We start from the raw sequence: 24,559 nt of genomic DNA, 5'->3' as shown, positions 1-24,559 counted from the left end.
TCGACCCTCGCCGACCGGCACTCTGACCTGGTCAGCGGGGAGGTATCTGGCCATCCACGGGGAGATCCCTGGCCACCAGCGGGGCGACATATGGCCGCCTACGGGGAGTATTCACTGGCCGCCGACAAGCGGACCCGCTGATGCCGCTGGTCGACCTGCAGTGGCTGCTGGGCCACGTCCGGATCACCACGACGCAGATCTACCTGCGGCCACGCCAAGAGGAGGTCGTGGGTCGGCTGCGGGCCTACCACCAACGCCGGATGATCGATCCGCAGACGCCGCCGCCGGTCGTGGCCGGCGGTTACCGACCCGAGGTCCTGGCGACTCTGCTCGGCGCGGGAGCCCCATCATGACGGCGCTGCTGCTGACACCAGCACCGCAGGCATCCCGCGCGGCGAACGTGGTGGCGCGGCAAGTCGCCGCGGTGCGGTCCCGGCAGCGGTTCCCGCCGCGCCCGCAAGAGTCCACGTGGCCGCAGACATCCCTCGGACGCGCCGAGTTGGAAGACCTGCTGCTGTCCGGAGTCTTCGTCGCCGACAACGCCCACACCCAGCGCACCCGCAAGCGGGGCCTCAAATGCGTGCTGGACTGGCTCCAGGCCCAGCCGGGAGCGACCTGGCAGCAGCGGTGGCAGGCGTCCGGCGCGGAGGAGCACGGCGCCGGGTGGATCGAGCTGGCCAGCCGATGGCGCGCCGAGCAGGGCATCGACACGCACAGCGACGTATTCGTGCTGCATTCCGGGCTGTTGCCGATCGTCTGCGGCGGCGCGATCCGTCCGGCCTACCGGTGGCTGCTGCGGCACAACCCGACCAAGCTGTTGGTGTTCGCGCGTCAGAGCATCGACCCGGACGGGTTCGCGATGCTCCAGGACTGGTGCGACCGGCAGACGGCCTTGTCGACGGACCAGCGGCGGCAGGCGCTCAACAGAGCCATTTGGATCGTGCTGCATCACGGCGGACGCGTCGCCGACATCACCGTCGGGGACCTGTTGGAGCTGGCCGCCGCAGCCACCGAGGTGAAGGCACGCCCCGGCGAAGGCTTCCCCGCCGCCTACCAGATGCTGCGCGACACGGGGGTCTTTCCCGCCTCGGCGCCGGGCCGCTTTCACGACCTGCACGTTCGCGGTCAGCTGAGCATCGAGGAACTCGTCGACCGCTATCCGATCGCCAGCATGCCCGTCCGCAGTCTGATCATCGAGCACCTGCGAGAGCGCGCACCCAGGCTGGACTACACCAGCCTGAACGACCTAGCCCGGACCCTCGCCAAGAACTTTTGGGCTGATCTGGAGGCGCACCATCCCGGCATCGACAGCCTGCACCTCCCGCCGGCGGTCGCGAATGCCTGGAAGCAACGCATCCGGTTCGCGCCCGGCCCAGACGGGCCGCGTCCACGCGCGGAGGCGGACAGTATCCTGGTCTGGGTCCGCGCGTTCTATCGAGACCTGGCGCACTGGGCCGCTGACGACCCCGCCCGCTGGGCTCAGTGGGCGGTGCCCTGCCCGGTGCGCAGCAGCGACATCCAACGTCGCCACAAGCGCCAAGCGCCCCGCAAAGCGCGGATGGACCAGCGCACCCGCACCCTGTTACCGGTCCTGCCCGCGCTGGTGCGTCACGTCGAGCAGGTCAAGGACCGCACGCGGCGACTCCTGACCGCCGGCCAGGCCGCCGCGCCCGGCGGCTCCTTCGACGTCGACGGGCAGCACTACCGGCGCCTGCCCGTCGCCTCAACACGGGTATACGTCAACGACCTGGACACCGGGCGGCGCCGTGACCTCACCCGGGAGGAAGACGAAGCTTTCTGGTCCTGGGCGATCCTCGAGGTCCTACGCCACACCGGCATCCGGCTGGAAGAACTCACCGAGCTCAGCCACCACAGCTTCGCGTCCTACACGCTGCCCAGCACCGGCGAGGTCGTGCCGCTGCTGCAGGTCACGCCGTCGAAGACCGACGCCGAACGACTGATCCTGGTCTCACCCGAGCTGGGTGAAGTCCTCGCCGCAGTCATCCACCGCGTCCGCGGCGGCCAACAAGCCCTGCCACTGATCCGCCGTTACGACCCTCTGGAGAAGCTCTGGCAACCGCCGATGCCGCTGCTGTTCCAGCGCAGCTACGGCAGCAGCAACATCGCGCTGTCCCGCAGCCTCATCGCCAACCTGCTGCACAAGAGCATCGCAGCCGCGAACCTCACCGGGCCCGACGGCCAACCGGTGACCCTCACCCCGCACGACATGCGCCGGGCCTTCGTCACCGACGCGGTGCTATCCGGCCTTCCTCCGCACATCGCGCAGGTCATCTGCGGCCACGCCGACATCAACGTCACCATGGGCTACAAGGCGATCTACCCCGAAGAAGCGATCACTGCGCACCGGGCCTTCATCGCGCGGCGCCGCGCACTGCGCCCCAGCGAGGAATACCGCGACCTCACCCCCGAAGAGTGGGACGACTTCCTCGGTCACTTCGAGCTGCGCAAGGTCTCCCTCGGCGTCTGCACCCGCGACTTCGGCACGTCATGCATGCACGAACATGCCTGCATCCGCTGCCCAGCGCTGCGGCCCGACCCCGACCAGGAACCCCGACTCAGGACAATCATCGCCAACCTGCACGACAGGATCGCGGAAGCACGCCAACACGGCTGGGCTGGCGAGATCGCCGGCCTCGAGACCAGCCTCGACGCCGCTCACCGAAAGCTGGCTGCCATGCAAAGCCTCACCGAGCGGCATCGCGTTACCCACTTGGGCATGCCCAGCTTCGACAACCTCGTTGGCCGAACCACCCCGGCCGAAGGAGCGCAGCGTGTCACACCTCATTCAGGCCAGCGATTTGCTGAACCTGTCGCGCAACGGGGACAGCACGAAACCAGCACCGCATGATCCCATACGTTGATGAGCGGAGAGTTGATCGCAGCGATTGCCGTCGTCCTCGGAGCCGCGGTAGGTGCTGGCGGCGTCACCATCGGCGAGCTCATGAGTGGCCGTTCTCAGCGCCGTCTGGCTCAGGAACAGCGGACGGACGCTCAACACGAGAGGCAGCGAGTGGCATGCGAGTCGTTCCTGGCATGCCTGGACATCTATCTCATGGTGGCCGACGAGGCCGTCTGGGCCAAGCGCGGCGCGAAGAAGGCAGGCAACGATCCAAAAGAGGCCCTCGGCCAGATCGTGGACCACTACTGGTCGGCCTGGAATGCCTTCCTCTCGGCGAATGCAACGCTCCAGCTTGCTACGCGCAAGGACGTGAGCGACGTAGCTGCCGAGGTCACGACTCACGCCTACGACATCGATGCATGGATCTGGAATCTCAGGCATGGCGGTACGCGGGTCGCCAACGAGTACACGGTGAGCAAGACCAAGATCAACGCCATGCGGAACACGCTAATCGACGCCACGCGCAAACTCACTCGGCCGCCAAACCCGCCCGAATAGCCAAGTTCAGAGAAAGGGGGTTCCTCCGTGACGCCGACCTGCTGATCATGGACGAGCCGTCCTCCGCCCTCGACCCCCGCGCCGAAGACGCTCTCTTCCAAGCCATCCGCGACCGGCAGGGCCGGGCCACCACCATCCTCATCACCCACCGGCTCGCCAATGTCCGCCACGCCGACCGCATCTATGTCCTGCACCACGGCCGCCTTGTCGAGGCCGGCACCCACAACGACCTCATGACCGCCGCTGGTCGGTACGCGGAACTGTTCGCCCTGCAGGCCGCCGGCTACGAAAACAGGATCAATCACATGCACCAGGCCGCCGATCCTGGCCAGGCGAGCCAACCACCGCACCAGCACCAGCCCGCATCCCGGTGAGCAGCATCGCCATGGCCGACGCGATTCCCACCGGCAACTCCGAGACGATCTTGGTGTGCATCCGCGGTAACAGCGGCGCCGGAAAGAGCAGCATCTCCCGCGCGTTGCGACGTCGACACGGCCGCGGCTGTGCCCTCGTCGAGCAAGATCACCTTCGTCGAATCCTGCTCAGAGAACGCGACAAACCCGGCGGTCTCGCGCCCGCGCTCATCGCGCAGAACGTACGCTTCTGCCTCGACCACGGCTACCACGTGATCCTGGAAGGGATCATGCACGCCGCCCGGTACCGGAACATGCTCACCGGACTGCGTGACGCGCACCGCGGGCGGACGCTGTTCGTCTACCTCGACGTGTCTTGGTCGGAGACCCTGCGCCGACACCAGACGCGTCCCCAGGCGCAGGAATTCACCCCCGACACCATGTTCGGCGTATACGCCGAACACGACGTCCTCGGCTGGCCCGGCGAACTCGTCCTGCCCGAGACCACCTCGATGGAGCAGGCGATCGACCTCATCGCCACTGCGGCCGGCCTGCCGCTGACCGGCCGCGACACCGACCTGCTCCCAGCGGTCCCGTGACCCCGCCCCACATGGCAACCCCGGACGGCGCGAGCGTTCCGCCGGGCGGGGCGGACGACATGTTCGCGGCGCTGGTCGCGCGTGCCGCCGCCGCAGGGGTGGGCATCGAGCGGATCGTACACCGCACCGACAAGGCCGTCGTCGCCACCGGACGCCAGGACGGCCGCCCTGTGGTAGCGAAACTGCTCCTCTCGGATGATCCGTACTGGGTAGGCCGGCGCCAACACGAGCTACGGATGTACGAGCTGTTCGCCGACCACCCGCCCCCGGTAGAAGTGGCGCAGGCACTGTGGTGCGACAACCATCTCACCGTCCTCACGCAGCTACCCGGGCAGCGTCTGCACGACCAGCGTCACCTCACCCACGATGTCAGCGTGCCCGTGGCCCGCCTTGTCCTGGACACGCTCGACACCCTCGCCGGATGGATGCCAGCGCCGGCCCTGCCGGAACCGGTCGACTACCACGGCCGCATCGACGCCGAGCACGCCGCCGCGCTGCTCGACGACGCCGACCAGCACACCCTGCACACCCTGGTCGAGCAGCTCGGGCCCGCCCGGATCGTCGCCCACGGCGACCCGCTGCCCACGAACCTGCTCCTCGACGGTGAACGCTGCGCCCTGGTTGACTGGGAACACGCCGGCAGCTACCTACCCGGCTACGACCTAGCGCTGCCGCAAACCGTGGGCGCCGCAGCCAGCCCGACCCTCGCCGTCACGATCACTGACCGCGTGCACGTCGCCGGCATCACCACCGCCTACCACGTCAACCTGCTCCTGCTTGCCTGCCGCGAGATCCGCATCCACACCCGCCTACCGGCCGCCGACCTGCCCTCGTCCCGGCTCGCGTACCTTCGGCAGCTGCTGCAGCGGTCACGCCGTGACATCCGAGCGCTGACGACGAGATGACCAGGAACCGGACGATCAGCGGCGCACGGGTCCGCCGCAATCCGTCAGCCGCTGCCGAGGCACCGCCCGCTCTTACTCGCGACTTCCACTGGCTGTGGGGTGCCTACTCGGTTAGCGAACTAGGATCCGCCGTTGGGGCGGGCGCGCTGCCGCTGATAGCGATCCTGCTGCTGGACTCATCGGGCTTGCAGATCTCCCTGCTCGCAGTGATCTCCGGCCTCGCCTCAGCGGTCATCGTCCTGCCGCTGGGCCCGTGGATCGAGTTCCGCCGCAAACGGCCCGTCATGATCGGCTCCGACCTGCTGCGGTGCGCGGCACTGGCCAGTATTCCCGTCGCCGCCGCGCTGGGCGAGCTGACCTACGGGCAGCTGTGCGTCGTGGCCGTCGTGCAGACCGCCGGCGGTATCGCGTTCAGCGCCGCCGGCGGCGCACACCTGAAGAACCTGGTCACCGTCGAGCAACGCGTCACCGCCAACAGCCGACTCGAGACCTCCCAGTGGATGGCGAACAGCCTCGGGTCACCTATCGGCGGCGCCCTCGTGTCCTTGCTCGGCGCCACTGCGTCCATCACCGTCGACGCCGTCAGCTTCCTGATGTCCGCGCTCGGAATCCGCCGTCTGCGCAGCGCCGAACCGCCGCCACCATCGCGCCAGCCCGCACCGAGCCGAGGCCGGGAGGCCATCGAAGGGTGGCGGCACATCCTCCATCACGCCGGACTACGGTCGCTGTTCGTCAACGCCGTCATCTTCGGCGGCGCCATCATGGCCGCCGCTCCCATCACCACGGTGTTCATGCTCCGCGACCTGCGCCTGGCGCCCTGGCAGTACGGCCTGGCCCTCGGCCTGCCCTGCCTCGGCGGAATCTTCGGCTCCATCACCGCTGGCCCCCTCACCGCTCGCTACGGCCTGCGCCCGATCCTGCTCACCACCGGAGTCGCCCGCACACTCTGGATGGCCCTCATCCCTCTCGCGCCTCTCGGCACACCCGGCCTGATCGTCATCGTGGTCGCCGAGACGCTCCTGCTGTTCTTCGCCGGCATGTTCAACCCCACCTTCGCCGCCTACCGCATGAACCACACCAGTGAGCGCTGCCTGTCCCGTGTCCTGACCGCCTGGTCCGTCACCAGCAAACTCACCCAGCCGATCTTCATCGCCGCGGCCGGCGTCCTCGCCGCCGCCACCGACCCCCGCACCGCCATCACGGCAACGGCCGCCCTCACCCTCACCAGTGCCGCGTTCCTGCCCTGGAGGGCAGCCCCGGGCAGCCCTCCGGGTACGCCACCCCACACCCCCGCCGCCGCACTGTCCGTCGGCAGCGTCTCCAGCGATGTCGGGGCAGAACCAGCGCGGCAGACAACGTCACCGCAGGCAGAGCAAGAGTCCGTCGGTGATGGAGACGGGGAAAGGCCGGAGAGCAGAGGTGGACGATGGTCTCGGCGGCGTGGCGGTCGACCAGCTGCGGGACGTGCCTTCGCCGCGCCGCGTGCGCTGCTCAGACATCGAGGCGCGTCGCGGCACTGCCAGCGCCCAATCGGCACCACTGGCCGCGCCCTCCGTCGATCACCTGTACGAAACTCGTGGTGTGTCGTTCTGCTAGGACGACCACCTGCATGCCTACCGTCTTGACAGCCCCGCCGGCAACCGCAGCAAGGAGAGCAATCGATGAGCGACACGAACAGGACGCAATGGCGGGCAAGCCGCCGCTACGCCGGCACCGCGGTCGATTTCGTGTTGGACGGCACTGCGGGACGCCTGGTCACCGCCGCCTCGGCTGGTCGGCTCACCCACGTCGAACTGCGCGTCGGCAAACACGGCTCGACCCTGGCCGGCTTGACCGAGGCGCTGTCCACGGCGATCACCACCGGCCTGCAGGCCGGAGCGCCCCTGCCTGAGTTCGTGACCGAGCTGCGGCACACCCACTACGTCCCCTCCGGCGCCACCACTGATCCAGATGTGCCGCAGGCGACATCGCTGAGCGACTATCTCGCGCACCGCCTGCACCATGAACGCTCCATCACGGTGCCGCCGCAAGCGGACGCCGGGCAGCCTGACGCCGGCACCCGGTCCAGTAGCCAGCCGCAACTGCCCTCGGCCAGCTGGCTGCCACACCCTCGAAGCTGACTCGAACAAGGCCAACCAATATCTAGCGGGAGGCGGCAGAGCATGCACGACGAGGAGTTGCGGTAGCCTGGTTAGCGCGAGTCAGCCAGTGATGCGGGCGCTGCGCATCGTGCGGGACTCCGGCCTGCCGGACGCCTGGATCGGTGCTGGCGTCCTCAGGGACCTCGTGTGGGACCAACGGCACGGAAACGGATTCGACTTCTCCCGAACCCGGGACATCGTACGTGGCGTTCTTCGACCCCGCCGACCTGACCCGGGCCAACGACGACCACGCCACCGAGCGTCTGACCTCAATGTGGCCAGGACCGCCCTGGGAGGCGGAAGAACCAGGCCGCCGTGCACACCTGGTATCCAACCCGATTCGGAGGCGACCCCGTCCCCGCGCTGCAGAGCATCCCCGACGCGGTCGCGACCTGGCCCGAATACGCCACCGCCGTCGCGATTCGTCTCGACGCCGACGAACACATCGCCGTCTGCGCACCACACGGCCTCGATCACCTCCTCGACGGCATCTGGCAGCGCAATCCCAGGCGAGTCAGCCTGGTCGTGTCCCGACAACGACTAGCGCGGCAACGCCCCGCACACCGCTGGCCCCGAGTCCGAGTCCTCACATGAGCACCCCACACCGCGCCAGGAGACTCACCCCGAACGCTCGACCCCCGGCTGGCTGACTCGTCCACTCTCACGATCGCCGCTGCCCAGCCGCCGGTCACGTGCGACGCCGCGCTCAACGGCGCCGCGGTCCGTGCGCTGATGCGCCGAGCACATCAACACGGCGCCCAGCTGGTGCAGTTCCCCGAGGGCGCCCTGTCCGGCTACGCCGGGCAGGCCAAGGATCACTTCGCCGGCTGGAATATCGACCGGACTTCACTGCGACAGGAACTGGACCACACGGCGGCGCTCGCGGGCGAGCTCGGCCTGTGGGTGATCCTGGGCACCAACCACCGACTCGGCGGCGGTCATCGCCCGCACAACAGCTGTACGTGATCTCCGACCGGGGGCACGTCGTCGACCGCTACGACAAGCGCTACCTCTCCCACACCGAGATCACCGACTTCTACACCCCCGGTTTCACCCCTACCACCATCGACATCGGCGGCTACCGGTTCGGTCTCGCGCTCTGTATCGAGATCAACTTTGCGGAGGTGTTCCTCGACTACCTCCACCGGGGCGTGGACTGCGTCCTGTTCTTGTAGGCCTCAGTGGCGGTGGCCACTTCTCAGGCGACGCGGCCAATGTCCGGCCAGTGGCCATCTTCTTGAGACTCACCGAGGGGCGGTTGCTCATCGTTCCAGAGGTTGCGCGCCCAGGCCTCCGCCGCCGCTCGCCGGCTCTTTCTCTTGGCTTCCCAGCCGACGACGACTGGGGCGACGCCTACCTTGGCGCGGTGCCATTCGATCAGCCGGGACTCAAGAAGGAGCGCGTCGGGATGGTCAACGGTTGGCAGCCAGCAGACGTTCGCGCCGTGGGTCTTGAGCATGTGAATAACCGACACTTCCCAGCGCTCTTCCGGGTTGTACCTGGTAATCCAACCGTGGTAGCCCGCAAGCCGGTCAGCGAGTGATGCCGCCGACCCGATGTACAGTACGGCGCCTTTGGTCGCCCACACGTAGACGCCGGGCGCAGCGGGTGGCGTGCCGTGGCGCCAGGTCTGGGCGGTACCGAAGTGGTGTCGCAATGCGGATGCGAACTCGGCGACCTCAAGGACCGTGATCGATATCGATGCCGTCATGGCCGAACGGTATCGACTGGGTACGACGGTTCTCGGCTCTCGCCGGCATAGCTACTCACCACCTGGTTTTGGCATGTGGTAGCCGAGCAGGTGCATGGCGGTCCGGTTGTCAGCGCGGGACCAGAACAGCTCGTGCAGGTAGTCGGGGAGTTCGTCGCGATGAGTGCCTGTGCGACCGCGGCGGAAGAACTGGTTGTCGGCTTGGCGGAGTTCGGCCAGTGAGGGGATCACGGCGCCTACGAGTGGTGTGAGCGTGGGGATCAAGGCGGCGATGACGGCTTGAACGGTGACAGCTGGTGCGGTGGTCAGGTCCTCGTAGCGCAGCACCTGTCGGTGCGGTGCCGGAGGCCGGAGCCAGCTGAGGATGTTGCTGCCCCAGCTACCGGTGCCGGTCGCGCTCCTGGACAGGATCTTGGCGCGGAGTTCATCCTCGTAGCGGCTCGGATCGTCCTCGCTGGCCTGACGTGCCCATGAGACAAGGGCGTCGCGGCCGTCCCGGACCAGGCAGATGGCGCGGTCGTCCTCGTGGACATTCGGGTCACGCTGCCGGTGGGTCTTGATGAAGTGCGAGTCGGGTGCCGCTCGCAGCTCGTCAAGGGGTGCCGGGCGTTCGGTGTGGCCGACGAGGGGTCTGAGGATGATGGCGCTGTGCTCGGCCGACTTGCTCTGAGTGTTGTTGTCAAGGATCCTGCAATCGGACACCCCGAATTCCCTGCCTGAGAAGCACCTAGGTCAGTCGGCGGACGAGGACGAGTCGGCTCTTGGTCAGGGCTGCGCTGCCGATCACCGCCAAGGCTGGTGCCAGCACGATGACGACTCCGACTGCCGGCCACGGCACTTTCCAGGCGGTTTCGGGGCGGAGCGCGATCACGCCCGCTGCCGGCGCGACACCCGCGAGGGCACCGAGTGGCACGCCAAGTCCGACGACCAGCCCGGCATGGGCTGCGGTGATCCAGCGGGTGATTCTTGGACCGGCGCCGACAGCAGCCAGGGTAGACAGGTCGCTCCTGAGTTCTGACGTCGCCAGGCCCACGGCGGTAGCGCTGGCGACGAGAGTGACACAGCCGCTGACCAGGGCGAGCAATAGAGCGATTGGCCCGAGGCGAGGGCTAGCGGCGTCGTCTGGTTGTTCGGCAACGAGCCGGACGGGATTAGCCGGGACATCGGTCTGCGATGCTTGCGCTTGCGCGCCGAGCACCATGTTCCTGACGGTCGCCAGCTCGTCCGGCTTGGGCCTGCGGGCGGTGTCAATGATGATTCCTCCAGGACGGGTCCGTATCCCGAGGGAGGCTACGGTCTCCTTGGAGATCAGTGCGCCGGGCAGGACGGACCGGTCACGGAAGTACGCGGGCGCGGCGGCCAACACTGCGGGGATCGCTGTCGGTTGCGGTGTCCCGTTCAGGCGTAGGCGGCCGTCGGAGATGAACTCCGGGTAGAACGCCACAGCCTGTCCGTCGCCGATGGCGTTCCTGATCGCCTGGCCGGGCTCCTGCCCGGTCATGGCGCGGACGACGTCCTCCCCGCCGACCGCAACGGTCTGTGACACCACTGGAGGCGGCCCCGGTTGGGGAGCGACATTCGCGTACGCGACCTCTGTGTCGGCTACGGTGAGGTGCAGCAGGTGCTGCGCGGGCAGGGCCTGCCGCAGCGAACGGGTCTGGTCGGCATTGAGCAGTCTGGCGGCGTCGGCTGGGATGAGGATCTGCCCCGCGCGGGCGTCCGGCTGCGTCGCGGAGCCCGTTCTTGTATCGGCAGCGGTGAAAAGCATGAGCCCGACGCTGCCCGCGGTCGCGGCGCACACGGCGGCAACCGCGGCACCGGTGCGAAGTTGATGGCGTGCGCCGTGTCGCCATGCCAGCCTCACAGGCGTGGGAAGAAAGCGCGCGATTCGCCCCGCCAGCCCGACCACGGCAGGGCCACACGCCGCCACGCCCAGCAGGATCAGCCCGCTGCCGAACGCGACGATGACCACTCCGGCGACCTCGGGTTGCGCCGCCCAGGTCGTGAGGGTGATCCCGACGGCGCTGGCAGCAAGCCCGGCAACCAGCAGTCGACGGCCTCCTCTGGAACCGGCCACCTCGCGGTTGGCCAGGGTTTCCCGGACAGGTGCTCGGGCCACCGCCCGGGCTGGTCCCAACGCCGCCAGCAGGCCAGCCACCACCGCCAGTAGGGCGATTCCCGGCAACTGCCAGGCGGCGATTCCCTCCTCGGCGAGGGGCCGGTCCACCAGTCGTTGCAGCCAGCTCCGCCCGAACTGGACCGTCAGGACCCCGAGGACGGCTCCTAACGCGCCCGCGAACAGACCAAGCACCAGCCCGTTCGCGAGCACGATTCGGGTGAGTTGGCGACCGGTGGCACCCACTGCGGCGACCAGACCAAGTTCGCGTCGCTGGCGACGGGCGGCAACCGCGAACGCCGCAGAAACCAGCAGCACGACCTGCGCACCGGCGAAAGCCACCACGACCGCCATGCCTGCCGCGACAAGGGCCTGCTCAGCCGGGTCCGGGCCGAGCGAATCCCGCAAGAGATAGCCCAAATCGGTGCGCCCTTGACCGAGGGGCGGATGCCAGCCGGCCGCGGCCGGTGGAAGCTGAACCAGGAAGCCCCGTCGCCCGCCCGCCGACAACTCCTGCGACGGTGCTACAAGCAGTGCCTCACGGCTGAGCTTGTCCGGCGTGTCGACGATGCCGACAACGGCGAGCCGCCGCTCGGGCAAGCCGGCGCGTACGAAGTCGCCCGGCCCTACCCGCAGCGCCGTGGCCAAAGCGGTGGTGATCGCGACCTCACCGGCTGCCGCGGGTGGCCTGCCGGTCCTCACAGGATAGGCGCCGTCGTTGACGGGGTCGGCCAGGTCCACCGCGCGGTACTCACGGATCAGATAGCCACCGTCATGCGATGCCACCACCGTTTCCCCGTCGTGATACGGGATGGTCTGGCTGCCCGCTGGCAAGTCTCGCAGGACCTCCTCGGCCTGCCCACCGGAGATCAGCATGTCGGCCTTCCCCAGCCGCCAGGTGGCCTCCCGATCGGCAGGAACTGACACCGCCGCCCAAGCCGACGCGAGAACCGCCGCCGCGTAGACCGGCACGAGCAGCAACAGAACAACCAAGCCACTGCGGACCGGGTGCCGCGCCGCTGTCCGCGCCGCGATTCGTAACGCTATCCGCCACGATCCGATGCGTGCCCTACCTGACTCCCGTCGACGCCGGGTCACGGCGTCCGCTCCTCGGCGTGCCCCACGCTGGCGGGATCTCCCGTGGCGGCGATGATGCTTCCATCGCGGATCTCGATCACCCGGTCAGCCCGCTCGGCCACCCCCCGCTCGTGAGTCACGACAACAGCGGCTGCACCACGACTGATCCGAGCACGCAGGAGATCGATGACCGCGTCACCAGTCGACGTGTCCAACGCGCCGGTCGGCTCATCGGCGAGCAGCAACCGCCGCCCACCAACGAGTGCCCGGGCAATCGCCACTCGTTGCTGCTGGCCGCCGGACAACTGGTCCGGGTAGCGATCGGCCTGGTCCGCCAAGCCCACCGCGGACAATTCGGCCAGCGCCTCACCTCTGGCTGCCCGCCGCGAGACGCCGGCCAACTCCCGAGGCAGCGCGACATTCTCGGCAGCGGTGAGTGCGGCTACCAGGTTGAAGTCCTGGAAGACATAACCGACCCGGTCACGCCGCAGCTCCGCCAGTTCCGCAGTCCCGAGCGCGTGAAGTGGTGCGCCGTCGACCCACACCTCACCACCGGTAGGCGAATCCAGCCCGCCCGCAAGCGCGAGAAGCGTGGACTTGCCAGCGCCAGACGGTCCGACCACTGCAACCAACTCGCCCGCATACACCTCAAAGTCGGCGTCGGACAAGGCGTGGACGGTTGTCCCTCCGACGTGATAGACGCGACTCACTCCACGAAACGTCAATACCGGATCGTGCGCCACCGACAAAAGCCCCCGATCTTCCCGGGTCAAGCCGAGCCGGCCCCGAGCCGAGTCTGAGGCATCCGAGACACGACTCGCGACCGGCATTAGCAAGCGTGGACGCCGACGACGCCCGGCGTACATCGTAGGCCACCAGAGCGGCATATTACCGCGATTCGTCGGCCATTCTCCGTTCAGGCGATCAGGCGGGCGTACACCTCGATAGGCCGGCCACTGCCATTGAGTTCGAAGTTGTCGACATCACCGTTGGGGCACGACCGGGGGCCGTAGTGCCACGTGCTGCCGATCAACGCGTAGACCTGGACGCAGTAGCCGTCAGACCGGTGGTCCTCCGACCAACCGGTGATCTTGACGTCCGTGCTGTTAGGGCAACCCACGGTCCAGTGGGCTTCGCCGGCCTTGATGCCTCCGTTGTACAGGTTGACATCCTCCGTGTCACCGCACGCCGCCAGCGTCCCGAAGCCCCCTGCCGGCGCGGTGGCACCGGGCTTCCCGTCGGCCAACGCCGGCGACGCGGAACCGAAGCCCACGAGCCCGGCGGCCAACATGGCGGCCGTCCCTACGCGCGCGAGCCGACTGACCAACCGTCGTCTACTCATGCCATTCCCTCCCGTGTTGTCGATCGTGCCGGCTCACCAGAGCGACGAGAAGCGTGCACTCTGGGATCCCAGACAGCGACATTGCATGAGCCGAACGTAATTCCCGCATGTCAATGTGTCAATGAATCGGTCAGCGCCCAGCTTGCGAAAGGTGAACACTGCGACATGACTCATTTTCACGCTGCTGGTCTGCGGGAATTCCATCGAGTGCAATTCGCCAGGGCGATGGCAATTGCTCTGGACATCTCGCCTCAGGATCAGTCAGGCAGAGCAAGCGCCCGACCGTGACCCGGGCGTTGGGTTTGCTGGCAGGTAACGCATTCGGCAGTGCGTGGCGACCTTTCCGGGGTCATGGCCGCTGGGCGGCCGAGGCGTTGTCTGCGGACGCGGGCTGCAGCCAGGCCCTCGTTGGGGCTCGCCGCGATGATGGTTCGGATGATCTCGGCGAGGGCGGCGAAGACGAACATGCTCGCCCGGGGCGGTGGCGATATTAGCTTCTTCTGGAGGGACTGGAGTTCCGACACCTTCTGTCGCGCCTGAATCGACCCACGATGGTGGTGAGGTCTTCCTTTACAAGGATCGGCTGAGCGGGTCCAGCGACACCACGGTGAGCGCGTCGCCGGAGCGCAGGTAGCCGCAAGCGTCCCGAACGTCAACGCCGCCATCAGCAAGCCGGTCACGCTGAACGAGCCCAACGACGACCAAGAAACGGCCACGACCAGAGAGACAAGCTGGAGGCCATCGGCTGAGATGAGCCCTCGTAGCACCGGTTCTGCCAGGCTCCGTGGACAGCGCTGGCGAGAAGCTACATTTCTCTACCTTCTCCCACGACCCGATCTTCGACGTGATCGCGTGCGGGCACGCCGCCACCACGAACCAGTGGATCAGCGTCTCCGTCCCCGCCCAATGCAGCACGGCCATGCCCTCCGAGGTCATCGGCCCCCACGGCGCCTGGCTCACCCGATGCAGCACCGCCGGCAGCACCGACCTCACCTGCGTCACCCTCGACCGCAACGCGCCCGACCTTCGCATCGCCCTGTACGCCGCCCGGCCGTGGCGCGCGACCGCCCGCGACGGGGCCATCTACCAGCGGCGCCGCGTGGACGCCCCGCGTAGCCGCGACCGCACGGTAGGGTGACGCCACACATCGAAGACGGCCTTTGATCGGCGTTCGGCGGTCCCTGCCCGTTGGTCGGGAGGCCTGCGAACCGAGGGAGGCGGCCATGACGGAGCCCCACGAGGTCAGCGAAGCGTGGCGAGCCCTTGGGCGGCAGTTGGCCGCATCTCGCAAGGCGGCCGGCTACACCCAGCACGCGCTGGCGCCGAAGACCCTCTCGGGCCGAAGCACCGTCGCCAACGCGGAAGTCGGGCGCCAGCACCCCGATCGTGCTTTCTGGGAACGCTGCGATGCGGTGCTGCAGACGGGTGGTGACCTTGCCGCTGGGTATGACCGGGTCGTCGCCCTTCAACAGCATCACCGTCGGCCCAAGAGCAGCGCAGCGCTCAGCGCGTCGATTGCTTCGGCAAGAGCTGCCGTCGCTTCGCAGGGCCATCTCGCACGGATGGGGACTGAGGCGGCTCGGCGGATGCCTGACGGCGACGCCGCTGCCGAGACGATTATCGTGACGGTTGTGATCGAGGAGCGCGTGCGGCAGGTGCGCATCAGCCGTCGCGCACTCATGCAGGCGATGACCGGAAGCCTGACGGCCTCACTGCCGGGCGCGGACCTCGCGGCGCAGCCCGTCCGCGTCGATCCCGCCATCGTCGAGCACTTCACGGTGCTGCGGGCCGTTCTCGTGGAGTCGGACAACCGGGTCGGTGCGGCGGCGATCCTGCCGACCGCCCGACAGCAGGTCGGTCACATCGCCGACTTCCGCAGAGCGGCCCGGGGCGGCCTGCGGGACTCGATCCTGAGCACGGAGGCGCGGTGGGCGGAGTTCGCCGGCTGGCTCAGCGACGATCTGGGCGATCGCACCGCTGGCGAGTGGTGGCTCGCCCGGGCGTTGACCATGGCGCAGGAGGCGGGCGACGCCGAGCTCACCGCCTACGTACTCGCCCGCATGTCACAACGCGCGGCCGGCGACCGGGATCGGGACCGGGTGCTCGGGCTCGCCTGCGCGGCCGGACGCAGCGGCGGCAACGCGCAGGTGCGGGCCTTCGCAGCGGTGCAACGGGCGCACGGTTACGCGATCACGGGCGACTCCAGCGCGTTCCGGGCCGCGGTCGAGGAAGCCCAGCGTCTCGTCGCAGATGTCGACGGGGACGGCAAGGCCCTCGGCTCTTTCTGCACTACCGCGTACGTGTGGGCTCAGGAAGGCGACGGCTGGCTTCGGCTGGGTCGCCCGCGCTCTGCCGTCCGGTGCTTCGACAGGGCGCTTGAGGCATGGCCGGAGTCCTACCGGCGCGAGCGGGGCCTGTATTTGGCCCGCAGCGCCGCCGCCCACGCCGCCGCTGGTGACCCACAGCAGGCCGCTGGCAGCGGCCTCGCCGCGCTCAATTTGGCCCGCCTCACCAGGTCGGAGCGCGTCCTGCGTGAAGTCACCGCCGTCGCCCAGCAGCTCGCAGCGTTCTCCACGGAGCCTGAGGTGGCGGACCTGCACGCTGCGCTTGCCACCTCCGCAGAGCCGGCATGACCGACGAGCGCAACCCTGGAGGTGCCTTCGACGTCGCCTTCATCGGCCGGGCCAACATCGACCTGACCGTTCACGTTCCCCACCGCGCCCGCCCCGGACGCACCGTCTTCGGCTCGGCTCTGACCGCCGGTCCCGGCGGGAAGAGCTTGAATCAGGCCATCGCCACCGCCCGTCGCGGCGGACGCGCCTGCTTGGTCGCCAACCTCGGCGCCGACACCTGGGGCCACCAGATTCGAGCAGCGCTCGTCGACGCTGGCGTCGACACGCGTCACCTCACGCTGATCCCCGACGTGACCACAGGCGCGGCGATCATCGAGGTCACCCCGGACGGTGAAAGCTACATCACCCTCGCGCGGTCGCCTGCGACGGAACTCAATGCCCACGACATCCGCCGCACCGTTACCTCCCTCGACACGCAGGCTGTAGTTGTTCAACTCGACCTGCCTCCCGGGCCGGTGGGTGAGGTACTGCAGCACAGGCCCGCACCGCTCGTCGTCGGTAACCTCGTCCCTCACACGGATCTGGACGTCGCCTTGCTTGAGCACCTCGACGCGTTGGTGGTCAATGAGCACGAAGCCGCCGCGATCCTGCACACGGCGCCTGATGATCCTCTCGCAGCCGCCGGCGCACTCCGGCGTCTCGGGATCGGCACCGTCGTCGTCACCGCCGGCTCACACGGCGCCGCGTTCGCCGGGCCGGGCGTTTCAGGCAGGGTTCCGGCGCCAGCGGTGCCGGTCGTCGACACCACCGGAGCCGGCGACGCCTTCCTCGGATCTCTCGTCCTTGATCTGGCACGAGGCATGCCACTCGCTCAGGCCGTCACAACCGCCGTCACCGTCGGATCACAGACGGTGCAGCACCGCGGCACCGATGCCCCATGACCTGAGCGCGAGCGTGACTTCGTGCCACCAGCGGCGGACCCAGGCCGATGTCCCGCCGTCGCTTTGGCCGGGTAACGGCCTGGGCGCGACGGGCTGCGCTGGCGGCTCGCCGCCGCCCGGCGGAGCCTCTTTTCCCCGGCAGCTAGTGCCTCGTCTTTGAACGTTGATCGTGTAATCCGGCGGTTCTGAGGACCTTTCGGGCAGGCTGTCTCCCAGCACTCTTTCGGGGAGGTGGTTGCCGGTGGGCAGACGGCCGGAGGTGTTCGTTCGCCAGTTGTCGATGGCTGAGGGTCAGCGGTTGCAACGGATCGGTCGGACCGCGAAGGACCCGGTGAAGCTGCGCCGGGCGATCGTGGTGCTGATGTCCGCCCAGGGGCAGCCGGCGCCGGACATCGCGCACCTGTTGCAGGTGACCGAGGACTACGTCCGTGATGTGATCCACGCGTTCAACGAGCGGGGGTTCGACGCGCTGGACCCAAAATGGAGCGGGGGCGCACCGAGACGGATCGATGAGCAGACCCGCGACTGGATCTGCGTCATCGCCCGGTGCGACCCCCGCTTCCTCGGCCAGCCCTTCTCCTGCTGGTCCCTGGCAAAGCTGCGTGACTACCTGATCGAGGCCGGCTACGTCATGACGATCAGCGTCGAGACGCTCCGGCGGGTCCTGCACGAGCGCGGGGTGTCGTGGCAGGCCACCAAGACATGGAAGGCCAGCACCGACCCCGACTTCACCTCGAAGATGCGCCGGATCCTGGACCTCTACGATCACCCGCCCACCGACGGGCGGGTGATCTGCGTCGACGAGTTCGGGCCGCTGAACCTGCAGCCCCGCCCCGGCCGCGCTTGGCGGCCCGTCGGACAACCCGTGCGACTGCGGGCCACCTACACCCGTGACCACGGGGTACGGCACATGATCGCCGCCCTGGACCTGGCCACCGGCCGCCTGCACTACCGCATCCGTGACCGCAAACGCTGGCGCGAGTTCCTGAGCTTCCTCAAGACCCTGCGCCGCCGGTGGCCCGACCAGAAGCTGTACCTGATCGTCGACAACTTCTCTCCGCACAAGCACCCCGAGGTCCGCGCCTGGTCCGCCGCCAACCACGTCGAACTGGTCTTCCTGCCCACCTACACTTCCTGGCTGAACTGGATCGAAGCCGAGTTCGCCGCCGTCCGGTACTTCGCCCTCAACGGCACCGACCACCGCAGCCACGCCGAGCAGAACGCCGCCATCGGCGACTACATCCGCTGGCGCAACCAGCGCGCCAAACCGAAAACGTCATTCGCCACCCGCTCCAAGATCCGCCACCCCGATTACCCGTTCAAGGCTGCATGACGAGGCACTAGCTGCTGTCAATGCCGAATAGCCCGCTCGCGATGGTCGGTCGAGCCGACGCGCACGGCGGCAACCGCTTGTAGTACATCAGAGACCCACGGTAAAGAGGCCCATATCTCGTTCGACTGATTACGACCATTTGGACACTTCTGCGTTGATTTCCAGGTCGACGGTGCATACCTTTCCCGCATCGAGCTGCGGAGGGGAGGGTGCGATGCGTAAGGGCCTGGAGTGGAGCTGACCCCGCGCCTCGCTGCTACTGTGGACGATCTGCGTCGGACGTAGCACTCGCACGGGGGCGAAGTGGAACGAGCTCGCAGCACGCCACTGACCTTGAAACTGTTCACCGCAACGATGTCTCTAATGGCGCTTGCCAGTACAGGTTGGGCGACAGCCCGCCTTTCCTGGCCAGCGCCATTTGACTTTGCGTATGTGGTTGCTGCGGTGGCCCTGATCGCCGCCGGGAGTATCTTCTCTGTACCGCTGCCGGCACGGGTTCCCATGCGCGTGACGCTGACGCCGACGGCCTACTTGGTTTGCGCCTCTGTGCTTCCGACGCCGTGGCTGGTGGTGTGCACAGCGGCGGGAGTGACCGCCGCGAAGGCCATCACGCGATACCCGCGGTCGGCGAGTCTGCACAAGGCGATCCACAACACGAGCAAGGACATCTTGGCGGCCACCGCCGCCGGAACCGCCATGCACCTCGCCGGTGCTCGCCCCGCTGCCCACGGCATGGACGGCATCGCGCCGTCCGTGAGTGCCTACGCACTCGGGCTGACGATGGCAGCCGTGGTCGTGGTCTTGATCGAGGAGTTCGTGACAACTGCGGCGGTGTCGCTTGCGACCCGTCGCCGTTTCGCGTCGACTCTGCGGTACCTGTGGCAGACCCGGTTACTGGTTGGTGCTGCCGAAACAGCGATGTCAGGTCTGGCTGTCGCGGTCGTCATGGTCGATGAGCGGGCGCTGGCTGCGCTGCCCGTGGCGATGATGGTCCTACACCTGGCCTTGTCGTACCGCATGAAGCTGCGCGAGGAGCGGAGGGCCTGGGAACGGCACGCGGCACTGGCCGATGCTCTGACCTCCCGCGACCTCGACGCGGTCGTACACACCGCTGCTCGCGGTGCGGTCGAGCTGTTCGGTGCCCAGGCTGCGGAGATCGAATTGAGCCCGGAACGTCGGCTCATTCGCGCCGATGGACAGGCCCTCGTCGTCTACGACGGGCCAGCGCGCGCGGCGGAGGACCTCGGGCTCGGGGCACCCTCCGCGGTGTACGAGATCGGCGCGGAAGCGACGGGCCTGCAAGGCCTGCTGCGGTTGTACTTGGAGAGCCCGGCTGCTTCGTTGAGCAGCCGCGAGCGGGCCACGGCGAGGGCCTTGGCGGCGACTATCTCCACCAGCATCGACAACGCCACCTCTTATCAGAAGTTGGCGGCGGAGTCGGCCAGCCACGCGCTCGCGGCTACCCATGATGGTCTGACCGGGCTGCCGAATCGTCAGGCCTTCACGGCCTCGGTCGCGCACGCCGACGGTCCCGAGGTTCATGTTCTGGTGGTCGGGTTCGAAAATCTTCGCCTCATCAACGAGACGTTCGGACGCACGGTGGGCGACCGCCTGCTGGCGGAGCTGGCACGTCGACTGCGGGCGTTCTTCCCCTCTCCCGATTACCGCGTCGGGCGGATCAGCGGCAGCGAGTTCGCGGTGGCGATCGGCAACGCGCCAACGGAGGTGGCCTACCACAAGGCGTGCCGGGCGGTACTGGCGTTGCGCGGCAAGGTCGCGCTCAACGGCCTTGACCTGTCGGTGCGCGCGAGCGCGGGTCTGACGCGGGGCCCGCTGGACAACGCGGCGGCGTTGGTCGCCGCGGCCGAGGAAATCATGTGGCGTTCAGTGCAGTTGTCACAGGACCAGCTCGTCACGCTCGAGGACGACCGGCCCAGCGGTGTCGCCGCCGGCCTCGACCGATCGCGGGTGTCCCTGTCGTTCCAGCCAGTCGTTGATCTGGTCGACGGCGAGGTGCGGGCCGTGCAGGCGCTGCCAGGATGGCTGTTTTCCCGGCATGGCCTCCTGCCCGCAGACGAGCACGTCTATCAGCTGGCGGCCGATCCTCAGCTTCTCTACAAGATCACTGAGAGGATCCTGGCCCGCTCCTTGTCGGCCGCACAGACTTGGCGCGTCAGCCTGCCGACCGTGCCGGTCATCGTCCCGGTCTCACCTCGCGCCATCAGCGACGAGGCCGTGGAGACGACCACACGTCTGCTGGGGAAGTACTCCATGCCCGGCTCGTCGCTTGTTCTCGCCCTGAGCGAGTCGGCGCCGGTGGCGGATTCGCGGGCGGCGCATCGGCTCCGGGAGATGGGAGTTCGCCTTCTGCTTGACGATTTCGGCAGCACGTCCCATAGTTTGGCGTCGCTGTCGGCGACCAAGTTCAGTTTCCTGCGGGTGCATCCCGCCTACGCGATGGAGCATCGCTGGCGCGAGTCAGCGGCCGTGATTCGTGCAGCGGTCGATCTGAGTTTCGACCTCGACATGGCTGTTGTCGTGCCGCACGTTCTGCAGGAACGGCAGCGCAGGGATCTGGTCAGCCTCGGCTGCTCGCTGGGCAGCGGCTCTCTGTTCGGTGACCCGTCCTTCCCCAGCGAGTTCCGGGAGCAGCTCGCCCGGTGGGTGCCGCCGGCGGTCGACGAACTGAGTGCAGAAACCGGCAACGTGGTGCCGTTGCGGCCCCACCGCATCCAGCCGTCCCGACACGCTGTCGGCCCGTAGCCAACACCAGCCCAGACGTCTCAGCTCACCCCGAAGTACGGCGGCATCCTCATGCCGCGCGGGACAGTGTCGGCCCGCGTTGCGGTCGCAGCTCGGTCAGGGTGGCAGGGCGGGCACCAGTGACTATCGAGCCCCACTTGGCGACCTCGGCTGTCACCAGGGGTGAGTGCTGCATAGCGTGCGACAGGCGGGCGAGCCGATGCGCGGCGGGCCTGAGGCTAGCCGGCAGGTCCATGTATGCCTCCGCGTGGGAAGCTTCGATGTCGCCGTCCGCTCCGGCGATCTTGCGGCGTAGTGCCACGGCAATGCCCGCGGCCTCCGCGATCGTCCGTGCCGCTACCGGGTCCAGCCGGTTCCGCTGCGCCCGTCGTTGCGCACTGAGGTAGACATCCATGCAGTACCAGGGGCGCAACTGCCGAAGCGCGTCGTGGATCTCGACGACCTGGCGATGGCGCCGGGCTCGACGTGCACCCAGTGGCGACATCGCTTCGTTGCCGCCGTCATGGGGGCCGTCCAGGCAGATTTCCGGTACGGCGGACCTCATGGTTGTCCAGAGCACGTGCAAGTCCCAGTCGGCCTGACGACGCTGCAGCCAGCCGGAACCATCCCCGAGGCCCGTCCCTCGGACCGGCCACAGCGACGACCTTGGAGATCCCAGCCGTTGCTGTGCGGCGCGCGCCAGCCGCAGTGCCAGGAGATCCGCGGCGATCTCGGCCTCGCGCTCCACCTCTCGGTCCACGTCCTCGTGCAGGACATTGACCTGATGGTCGAGCAGCAAGTGCGCCACTTCGTGCAACAGCGTCTGTGTCCGCGCCATCGGTGGCAGAGCGGCGTCAAGCACCACGAGGTCCTGCGCCTGACCGGTGTACACGAAACCGGGCGGAATCTCGACGTTCAAGGGTCTTGCCACAACATGGATCCCGCGTCGGCGCTGCCGGGCGATCGCGGCGCACCAGGCCTCAGCCGTGAATGGCGGTGGAGGGTCGGGAAGGTCCACCGCCCGCAGTCGGCGCGCCACCCGCATGCGTATCCATCGCTTTGACGATGAATCCGAGCCGGCGGCAGTACCGGCACGACATCCCGGCATTCGAGGCTGGGATTGCTGTCGACCGGTTACGACTTTCAAGCCCGCTTGAGACCGTGCTCGCCGCCGTTGCGAGCGATGTGAAGCCGCTTGGTTACGCAGTTGTCGCGATGGGATTGCTGAAGAGCGGCCTCGGAGTAATCATGGACTGGCAGCGCCACCGCGCCGAGCTACGCCAGATGGAGCGTGGCTGGGATCCTGCGCCGGACAGGGAGTCGGCGCAGTTCACGGATGAAGCGTTATCGCAGCATGTAATTGTGGAGATGCAGCAGCGGTCAGGAATCCCAGGTCGGGAAGCTCCGGTTGAAGAGTTGAACAAGGCTATCAGGCGGATTGTTGCAGTCCCTATACTGAAGCTGGAAACCGATACAGAGCCGCCCGAGCGTGCGCCGCGTTAGAGCCGTAGAGCCGGCCGCTGACACGCAGGTTTAGCAAGTACGCCTTCGCCGAGCCGCATCCCATCCGGGGGGCTCAGCACCAAGGCGGCCATGGTACCGACCCTTTTCGTACTTTCGCCTGCCGCCGAAGCTCACGTCTGCGGGTTCACGACGTGGTAGTGCAGCGCCCGATCGCCCGTTGTGCGGCACCTCGCCGCCTACGTAGGCCCAGCGCAGCGCCTCAAAGTCAAACCGGCAATTTGAGACCCTGTCCGCCGGCCTCGATGAGACACCCTGACCTGAACTGATAGGTACGCGACTCAGGCAAGATGCACGCTCAGACCGGCGGCGGAGCCCTTGCGGTCGCACGCCGGTGCGCGCCCATTGCGCGACGCGTGCGAGAGGCTGCCCTGCCGCGGCGGGAAGTTCCCGACCGCGCCGGGCAGGCGTCTGCGGAGTGAGAAGCTGCTAGAGCTTGCAGCAATCATGGACACCGCGCGGACGGACGTGCTGAATTGAGTGCCGTTGGTGGTGCCGCCACCACGCACCGAAGTAGCCGTTTCTCAGCCTGCCGCAAAAGCCCGCGGATGGGCTGACCACTCGCGTCCTGAATGGATCTCCGCAATGACTTTTCCGGCGTTACCACTTCGCGTTGCGACGCGAATATCTCGCCAGTCGTCAGCAGTTAAGCCACGTCGCTCGCCTGCCGCGCTTCTTGTGGCCGTCGGCGTCGCGGGAACGCTCGCGTCAGCATGCACCACGACAGCGGACACGTCCTCCTCCGCTGCTGGCGCACCGTCGGCCGCCGAGGCTGGGCGCCCGAGCGCACCCCAGTCAACCCCGCCCCCCATGGCCTCCTACCGCCCGGTCGATGCGCTGTGCACCCGGCTTGACCTGCGGAAGGTCGCCGACCTTGTGGGACAGGGCGGCGACCAGCGCGACATCTCCGCCACGGGCGCAAGCGCCGCCAACTTGGTGTGTGCGGTCACGGTTGGACGCCTGCCCGGCGGGGTGGTGGTGACGCTACGCGCCGATTTCGGCGCGCCGGATTCTGGTCGGCTGATGTACGACGGGCTGCGTCAGGTGCAGCAGGACAGCCAGCCGGTCACCGAACTCACCGGCATCGGGGCCGCCGCCTACACCTACACCGATGCGGCGACCGGCGTCACGGTGGCGACCTATGACGCGAACTTGTACTTGACGGTCACCGCGGCGCCGCTGCGTCCCGGGGCCGACCTGCCCGAGGACGTGGTCGCGGGGCTGAGCGCCGCTGCGTTCTCAGCGCTCAACGCGCTTCGCGCCTGAGCTAGGCGCACCTCGCCGAGCCACTTTTTGTCTGGAGGTCTACATGGTCGCGTCATCGCTGCCCGCTGTGCTGCCGGGGACCGGCGGCACCGACTACGCCCGCTACATGCGCACGGACGAGCTGCTGGCGCTGCAGAAGGAGCCTGCGGAGTGGGTGCACCCCGACGAGTTGCTGTTCCAGATCGTGCATCAGTCCAGTGAGCTGTGGCTCAAGCTCACCCGCTCTCACCTGTCCCGCGCTCTGGCGCATCTGGGCTCGGGGCAGGTGGGTGCGGCGGAGTTGCTCGTCGACCGGGCGGCGGAGGCGCTGCGGCTGATCACCGAGCACCTGCGCATCCTGCGGTCCCTGCCCCCGGCGCACTTCGCGGTCATCCGGCCCGCGTTGGGTAACGGGGGTTGCGTCCACTGGAGTGGTGTACGACTTGCCCGTGATGGGCGTGTTGCGTAGATGAGAGACGGCCATCGCGTCGATCCTTCAAGACGACCAAGTCAGAGAAGGAAGAGAGAACGCGATGGCCGCA

At 68.0% G+C, this 24,559-nt stretch carries 24 protein-coding genes and 1 pseudogene; 19 read left to right on the top strand and 6 right to left on the bottom strand.

Annotation, left to right across the window (positions count from 1 at the left end; all coding sequences use genetic code 11):
* Nucleotides 1-140 precede the first annotated feature (140 nt).
* From D7I43_RS30605 to D7I43_RS30560, 11 genes and pseudogenes are all read left to right on the top strand, one after another.
* Nucleotides 141-353 carry a hypothetical protein gene (locus D7I43_RS30605; RefSeq protein WP_120332045.1) on the top strand — a complete coding sequence of 71 codons (213 nt, stop codon included), beginning with the start codon at nucleotides 141-143 and terminating at the stop codon, nucleotides 351-353.
* Nucleotides 350-2,869 carry a tyrosine-type recombinase/integrase gene (locus tag D7I43_RS30600; RefSeq protein ID WP_120332044.1) on the top strand — a complete coding sequence of 840 codons (2,520 nt, stop codon included), beginning with the start codon at nucleotides 350-352 and terminating at the stop codon, nucleotides 2,867-2,869. The genes D7I43_RS30605 and D7I43_RS30600 overlap by 4 nt, the downstream gene beginning before the upstream one ends.
* 12 nt (nucleotides 2,870-2,881) lie before the next feature.
* A complete protein-coding gene (locus D7I43_RS32590; RefSeq protein ID WP_147427337.1) occupies nucleotides 2,882-3,418 on the top strand; it encodes a hypothetical protein in 537 nt (178 codons plus the stop codon).
* A gap of 14 nt (nucleotides 3,419-3,432) precedes the next feature.
* Nucleotides 3,433-3,792 (top strand): annotated as a pseudogene (locus D7I43_RS30595) (ABC transporter ATP-binding protein); the annotation flags it as partial.
* A gap of 11 nt (nucleotides 3,793-3,803) precedes the next feature.
* Nucleotides 3,804-4,370, top strand: a complete 567-nt coding sequence (locus tag D7I43_RS30590) for a kinase (protein WP_120332049.1) — start codon at nucleotides 3,804-3,806, stop codon at nucleotides 4,368-4,370.
* 11 nt (nucleotides 4,371-4,381) lie between these two features.
* Nucleotides 4,382-5,275 (top strand): phosphotransferase, encoded by an 894-nt coding sequence (locus D7I43_RS30585; RefSeq protein WP_147427336.1) that lies wholly within the window; start codon nucleotides 4,382-4,384, stop codon nucleotides 5,273-5,275.
* A complete protein-coding gene (locus D7I43_RS30580) occupies nucleotides 5,272-6,900 on the top strand; it encodes an MFS transporter (RefSeq protein ID WP_120332042.1) in 1,629 nt (542 codons plus the stop codon). The genes D7I43_RS30585 and D7I43_RS30580 overlap by 4 nt, the downstream gene beginning before the upstream one ends.
* A gap of 36 nt (nucleotides 6,901-6,936) precedes the next feature.
* Nucleotides 6,937-7,395: a TSCPD domain-containing protein gene (locus D7I43_RS30575; protein ID WP_120332041.1), complete on the top strand. Its 459-nt coding sequence runs from the start codon at nucleotides 6,937-6,939 to the stop codon at nucleotides 7,393-7,395.
* Nucleotides 7,396-7,731: 336 nt separating this feature from the next.
* Nucleotides 7,732-8,010, top strand: coding sequence for a nucleotidyltransferase family protein (locus tag D7I43_RS33915; protein ID WP_240033287.1), 279 nt, complete (start codon nucleotides 7,732-7,734; stop codon nucleotides 8,008-8,010).
* Between the two features lie 48 nt (nucleotides 8,011-8,058).
* On the top strand, nucleotides 8,059-8,382 hold the full coding sequence (locus tag D7I43_RS30565) for a nitrilase-related carbon-nitrogen hydrolase (RefSeq protein ID WP_120332040.1): 324 nt from the start codon (nucleotides 8,059-8,061) through the stop codon (nucleotides 8,380-8,382).
* The gene (locus tag D7I43_RS30560; RefSeq protein WP_120332039.1) at nucleotides 8,379-8,591 is read left to right on the top strand and encodes a carbon-nitrogen hydrolase family protein; all 213 of its coding nucleotides are present in this window, start codon (nucleotides 8,379-8,381) and stop codon (nucleotides 8,589-8,591) included. Before D7I43_RS30565 ends, D7I43_RS30560 begins: the two co-directional genes overlap by 4 nt.
* 23 nt (nucleotides 8,592-8,614) lie before the next feature.
* On the opposite strand, the gene D7I43_RS30555 is transcribed toward D7I43_RS30560, so the two are convergent.
* The 5 genes from D7I43_RS30555 to D7I43_RS30535 form a co-directional block, all read right to left on the bottom strand.
* A complete protein-coding gene (locus tag D7I43_RS30555; RefSeq protein WP_120332038.1) occupies nucleotides 8,615-9,127 on the bottom strand; it encodes a GIY-YIG nuclease family protein in 513 nt (170 codons plus the stop codon).
* 51 nt (nucleotides 9,128-9,178) lie between these two features.
* Complete coding sequence (locus tag D7I43_RS30550; protein ID WP_120332037.1) at nucleotides 9,179-9,829, bottom strand: sulfotransferase domain-containing protein; 651 nt, start codon at nucleotides 9,827-9,829, stop codon at nucleotides 9,179-9,181.
* 25 nt (nucleotides 9,830-9,854) lie between these two features.
* On the bottom strand, nucleotides 9,855-12,215 hold the full coding sequence (locus tag D7I43_RS30545; RefSeq protein WP_338042012.1) for an FtsX-like permease family protein: 2,361 nt from the start codon (nucleotides 12,213-12,215) through the stop codon (nucleotides 9,855-9,857).
* Nucleotides 12,216-12,337: 122 nt separating this feature from the next.
* Nucleotides 12,338-12,988: an ABC transporter ATP-binding protein gene (locus D7I43_RS30540; protein ID WP_240033286.1), complete on the bottom strand. Its 651-nt coding sequence runs from the start codon at nucleotides 12,986-12,988 to the stop codon at nucleotides 12,338-12,340.
* A 248-nt stretch (nucleotides 12,989-13,236) separates the two neighbouring features.
* Nucleotides 13,237-13,611: a hypothetical protein gene (locus tag D7I43_RS30535; protein ID WP_120332034.1), complete on the bottom strand. Its 375-nt coding sequence runs from the start codon at nucleotides 13,609-13,611 to the stop codon at nucleotides 13,237-13,239.
* Between the two features lie 835 nt (nucleotides 13,612-14,446).
* On the opposite strand from D7I43_RS30535, the gene D7I43_RS30525 reads away from it, so the two are divergent.
* The 5 genes from D7I43_RS30525 to D7I43_RS30505 all read left to right on the top strand — a co-directional run bounded on the left by D7I43_RS30525 (nucleotide 14,447) and on the right by D7I43_RS30505 (nucleotide 21,272).
* Entirely contained in the window at nucleotides 14,447-14,800 is a 354-nt protein-coding gene (locus D7I43_RS30525) for a hypothetical protein (protein WP_120332033.1), read from the top strand.
* Nucleotides 14,801-14,885: 85 nt separating this feature from the next.
* Entirely contained in the window at nucleotides 14,886-16,295 is a 1,410-nt protein-coding gene (locus D7I43_RS30520; RefSeq protein WP_120332032.1) for a helix-turn-helix domain-containing protein, read from the top strand.
* Complete coding sequence (locus tag D7I43_RS30515; RefSeq protein ID WP_120332031.1) at nucleotides 16,292-17,176, top strand: ribokinase; 885 nt, start codon at nucleotides 16,292-16,294, stop codon at nucleotides 17,174-17,176. The genes D7I43_RS30520 and D7I43_RS30515 overlap by 4 nt, the downstream gene beginning before the upstream one ends.
* 241 nt (nucleotides 17,177-17,417) lie before the next feature.
* Nucleotides 17,418-18,509, top strand: coding sequence for an IS630 family transposase (locus D7I43_RS30510; protein WP_240033285.1), 1,092 nt, complete (start codon nucleotides 17,418-17,420; stop codon nucleotides 18,507-18,509).
* A 444-nt stretch (nucleotides 18,510-18,953) separates the two neighbouring features.
* Entirely contained in the window at nucleotides 18,954-21,272 is a 2,319-nt protein-coding gene (locus D7I43_RS30505; RefSeq protein WP_240033284.1) for an EAL domain-containing protein, read from the top strand.
* A gap of 49 nt (nucleotides 21,273-21,321) precedes the next feature.
* Here the strand turns inward: D7I43_RS30505 and D7I43_RS30500 are convergent, their stop codons facing one another.
* The gene (locus tag D7I43_RS30500) at nucleotides 21,322-22,296 is read right to left on the bottom strand and encodes a DUF6545 domain-containing protein (RefSeq protein WP_120332030.1); all 975 of its coding nucleotides are present in this window, start codon (nucleotides 22,294-22,296) and stop codon (nucleotides 21,322-21,324) included.
* 20 nt (nucleotides 22,297-22,316) lie between these two features.
* Here D7I43_RS30500 and D7I43_RS32585 point away from each other — a divergent pair, with 20 nt between their 5' ends.
* The 3 genes from D7I43_RS32585 to D7I43_RS30490 all read left to right on the top strand — a co-directional run bounded on the left by D7I43_RS32585 (nucleotide 22,317) and on the right by D7I43_RS30490 (nucleotide 24,486).
* On the top strand, nucleotides 22,317-22,754 hold the full coding sequence (locus tag D7I43_RS32585) for a hypothetical protein (protein ID WP_147427334.1): 438 nt from the start codon (nucleotides 22,317-22,319) through the stop codon (nucleotides 22,752-22,754).
* Between the two features lie 828 nt (nucleotides 22,755-23,582).
* A complete protein-coding gene (locus D7I43_RS33140) occupies nucleotides 23,583-24,038 on the top strand; it encodes a hypothetical protein (protein ID WP_240033282.1) in 456 nt (151 codons plus the stop codon).
* Nucleotides 24,039-24,081: 43 nt separating this feature from the next.
* Nucleotides 24,082-24,486 carry a tryptophan 2,3-dioxygenase family protein gene (locus D7I43_RS30490; RefSeq protein ID WP_240033281.1) on the top strand — a complete coding sequence of 135 codons (405 nt, stop codon included), beginning with the start codon at nucleotides 24,082-24,084 and terminating at the stop codon, nucleotides 24,484-24,486.
* The last annotated feature ends 73 nt before the right edge of the window (nucleotides 24,487-24,559 follow it).

It is taken from the genome of Micromonospora globbae, assembly GCF_003610785.1.
GTDB lineage: Bacteria > Actinomycetota > Actinomycetes > Mycobacteriales > Micromonosporaceae > Micromonospora > Micromonospora globbae.
This window is presented reverse-complemented; position numbering and strand designations above follow the sequence as displayed.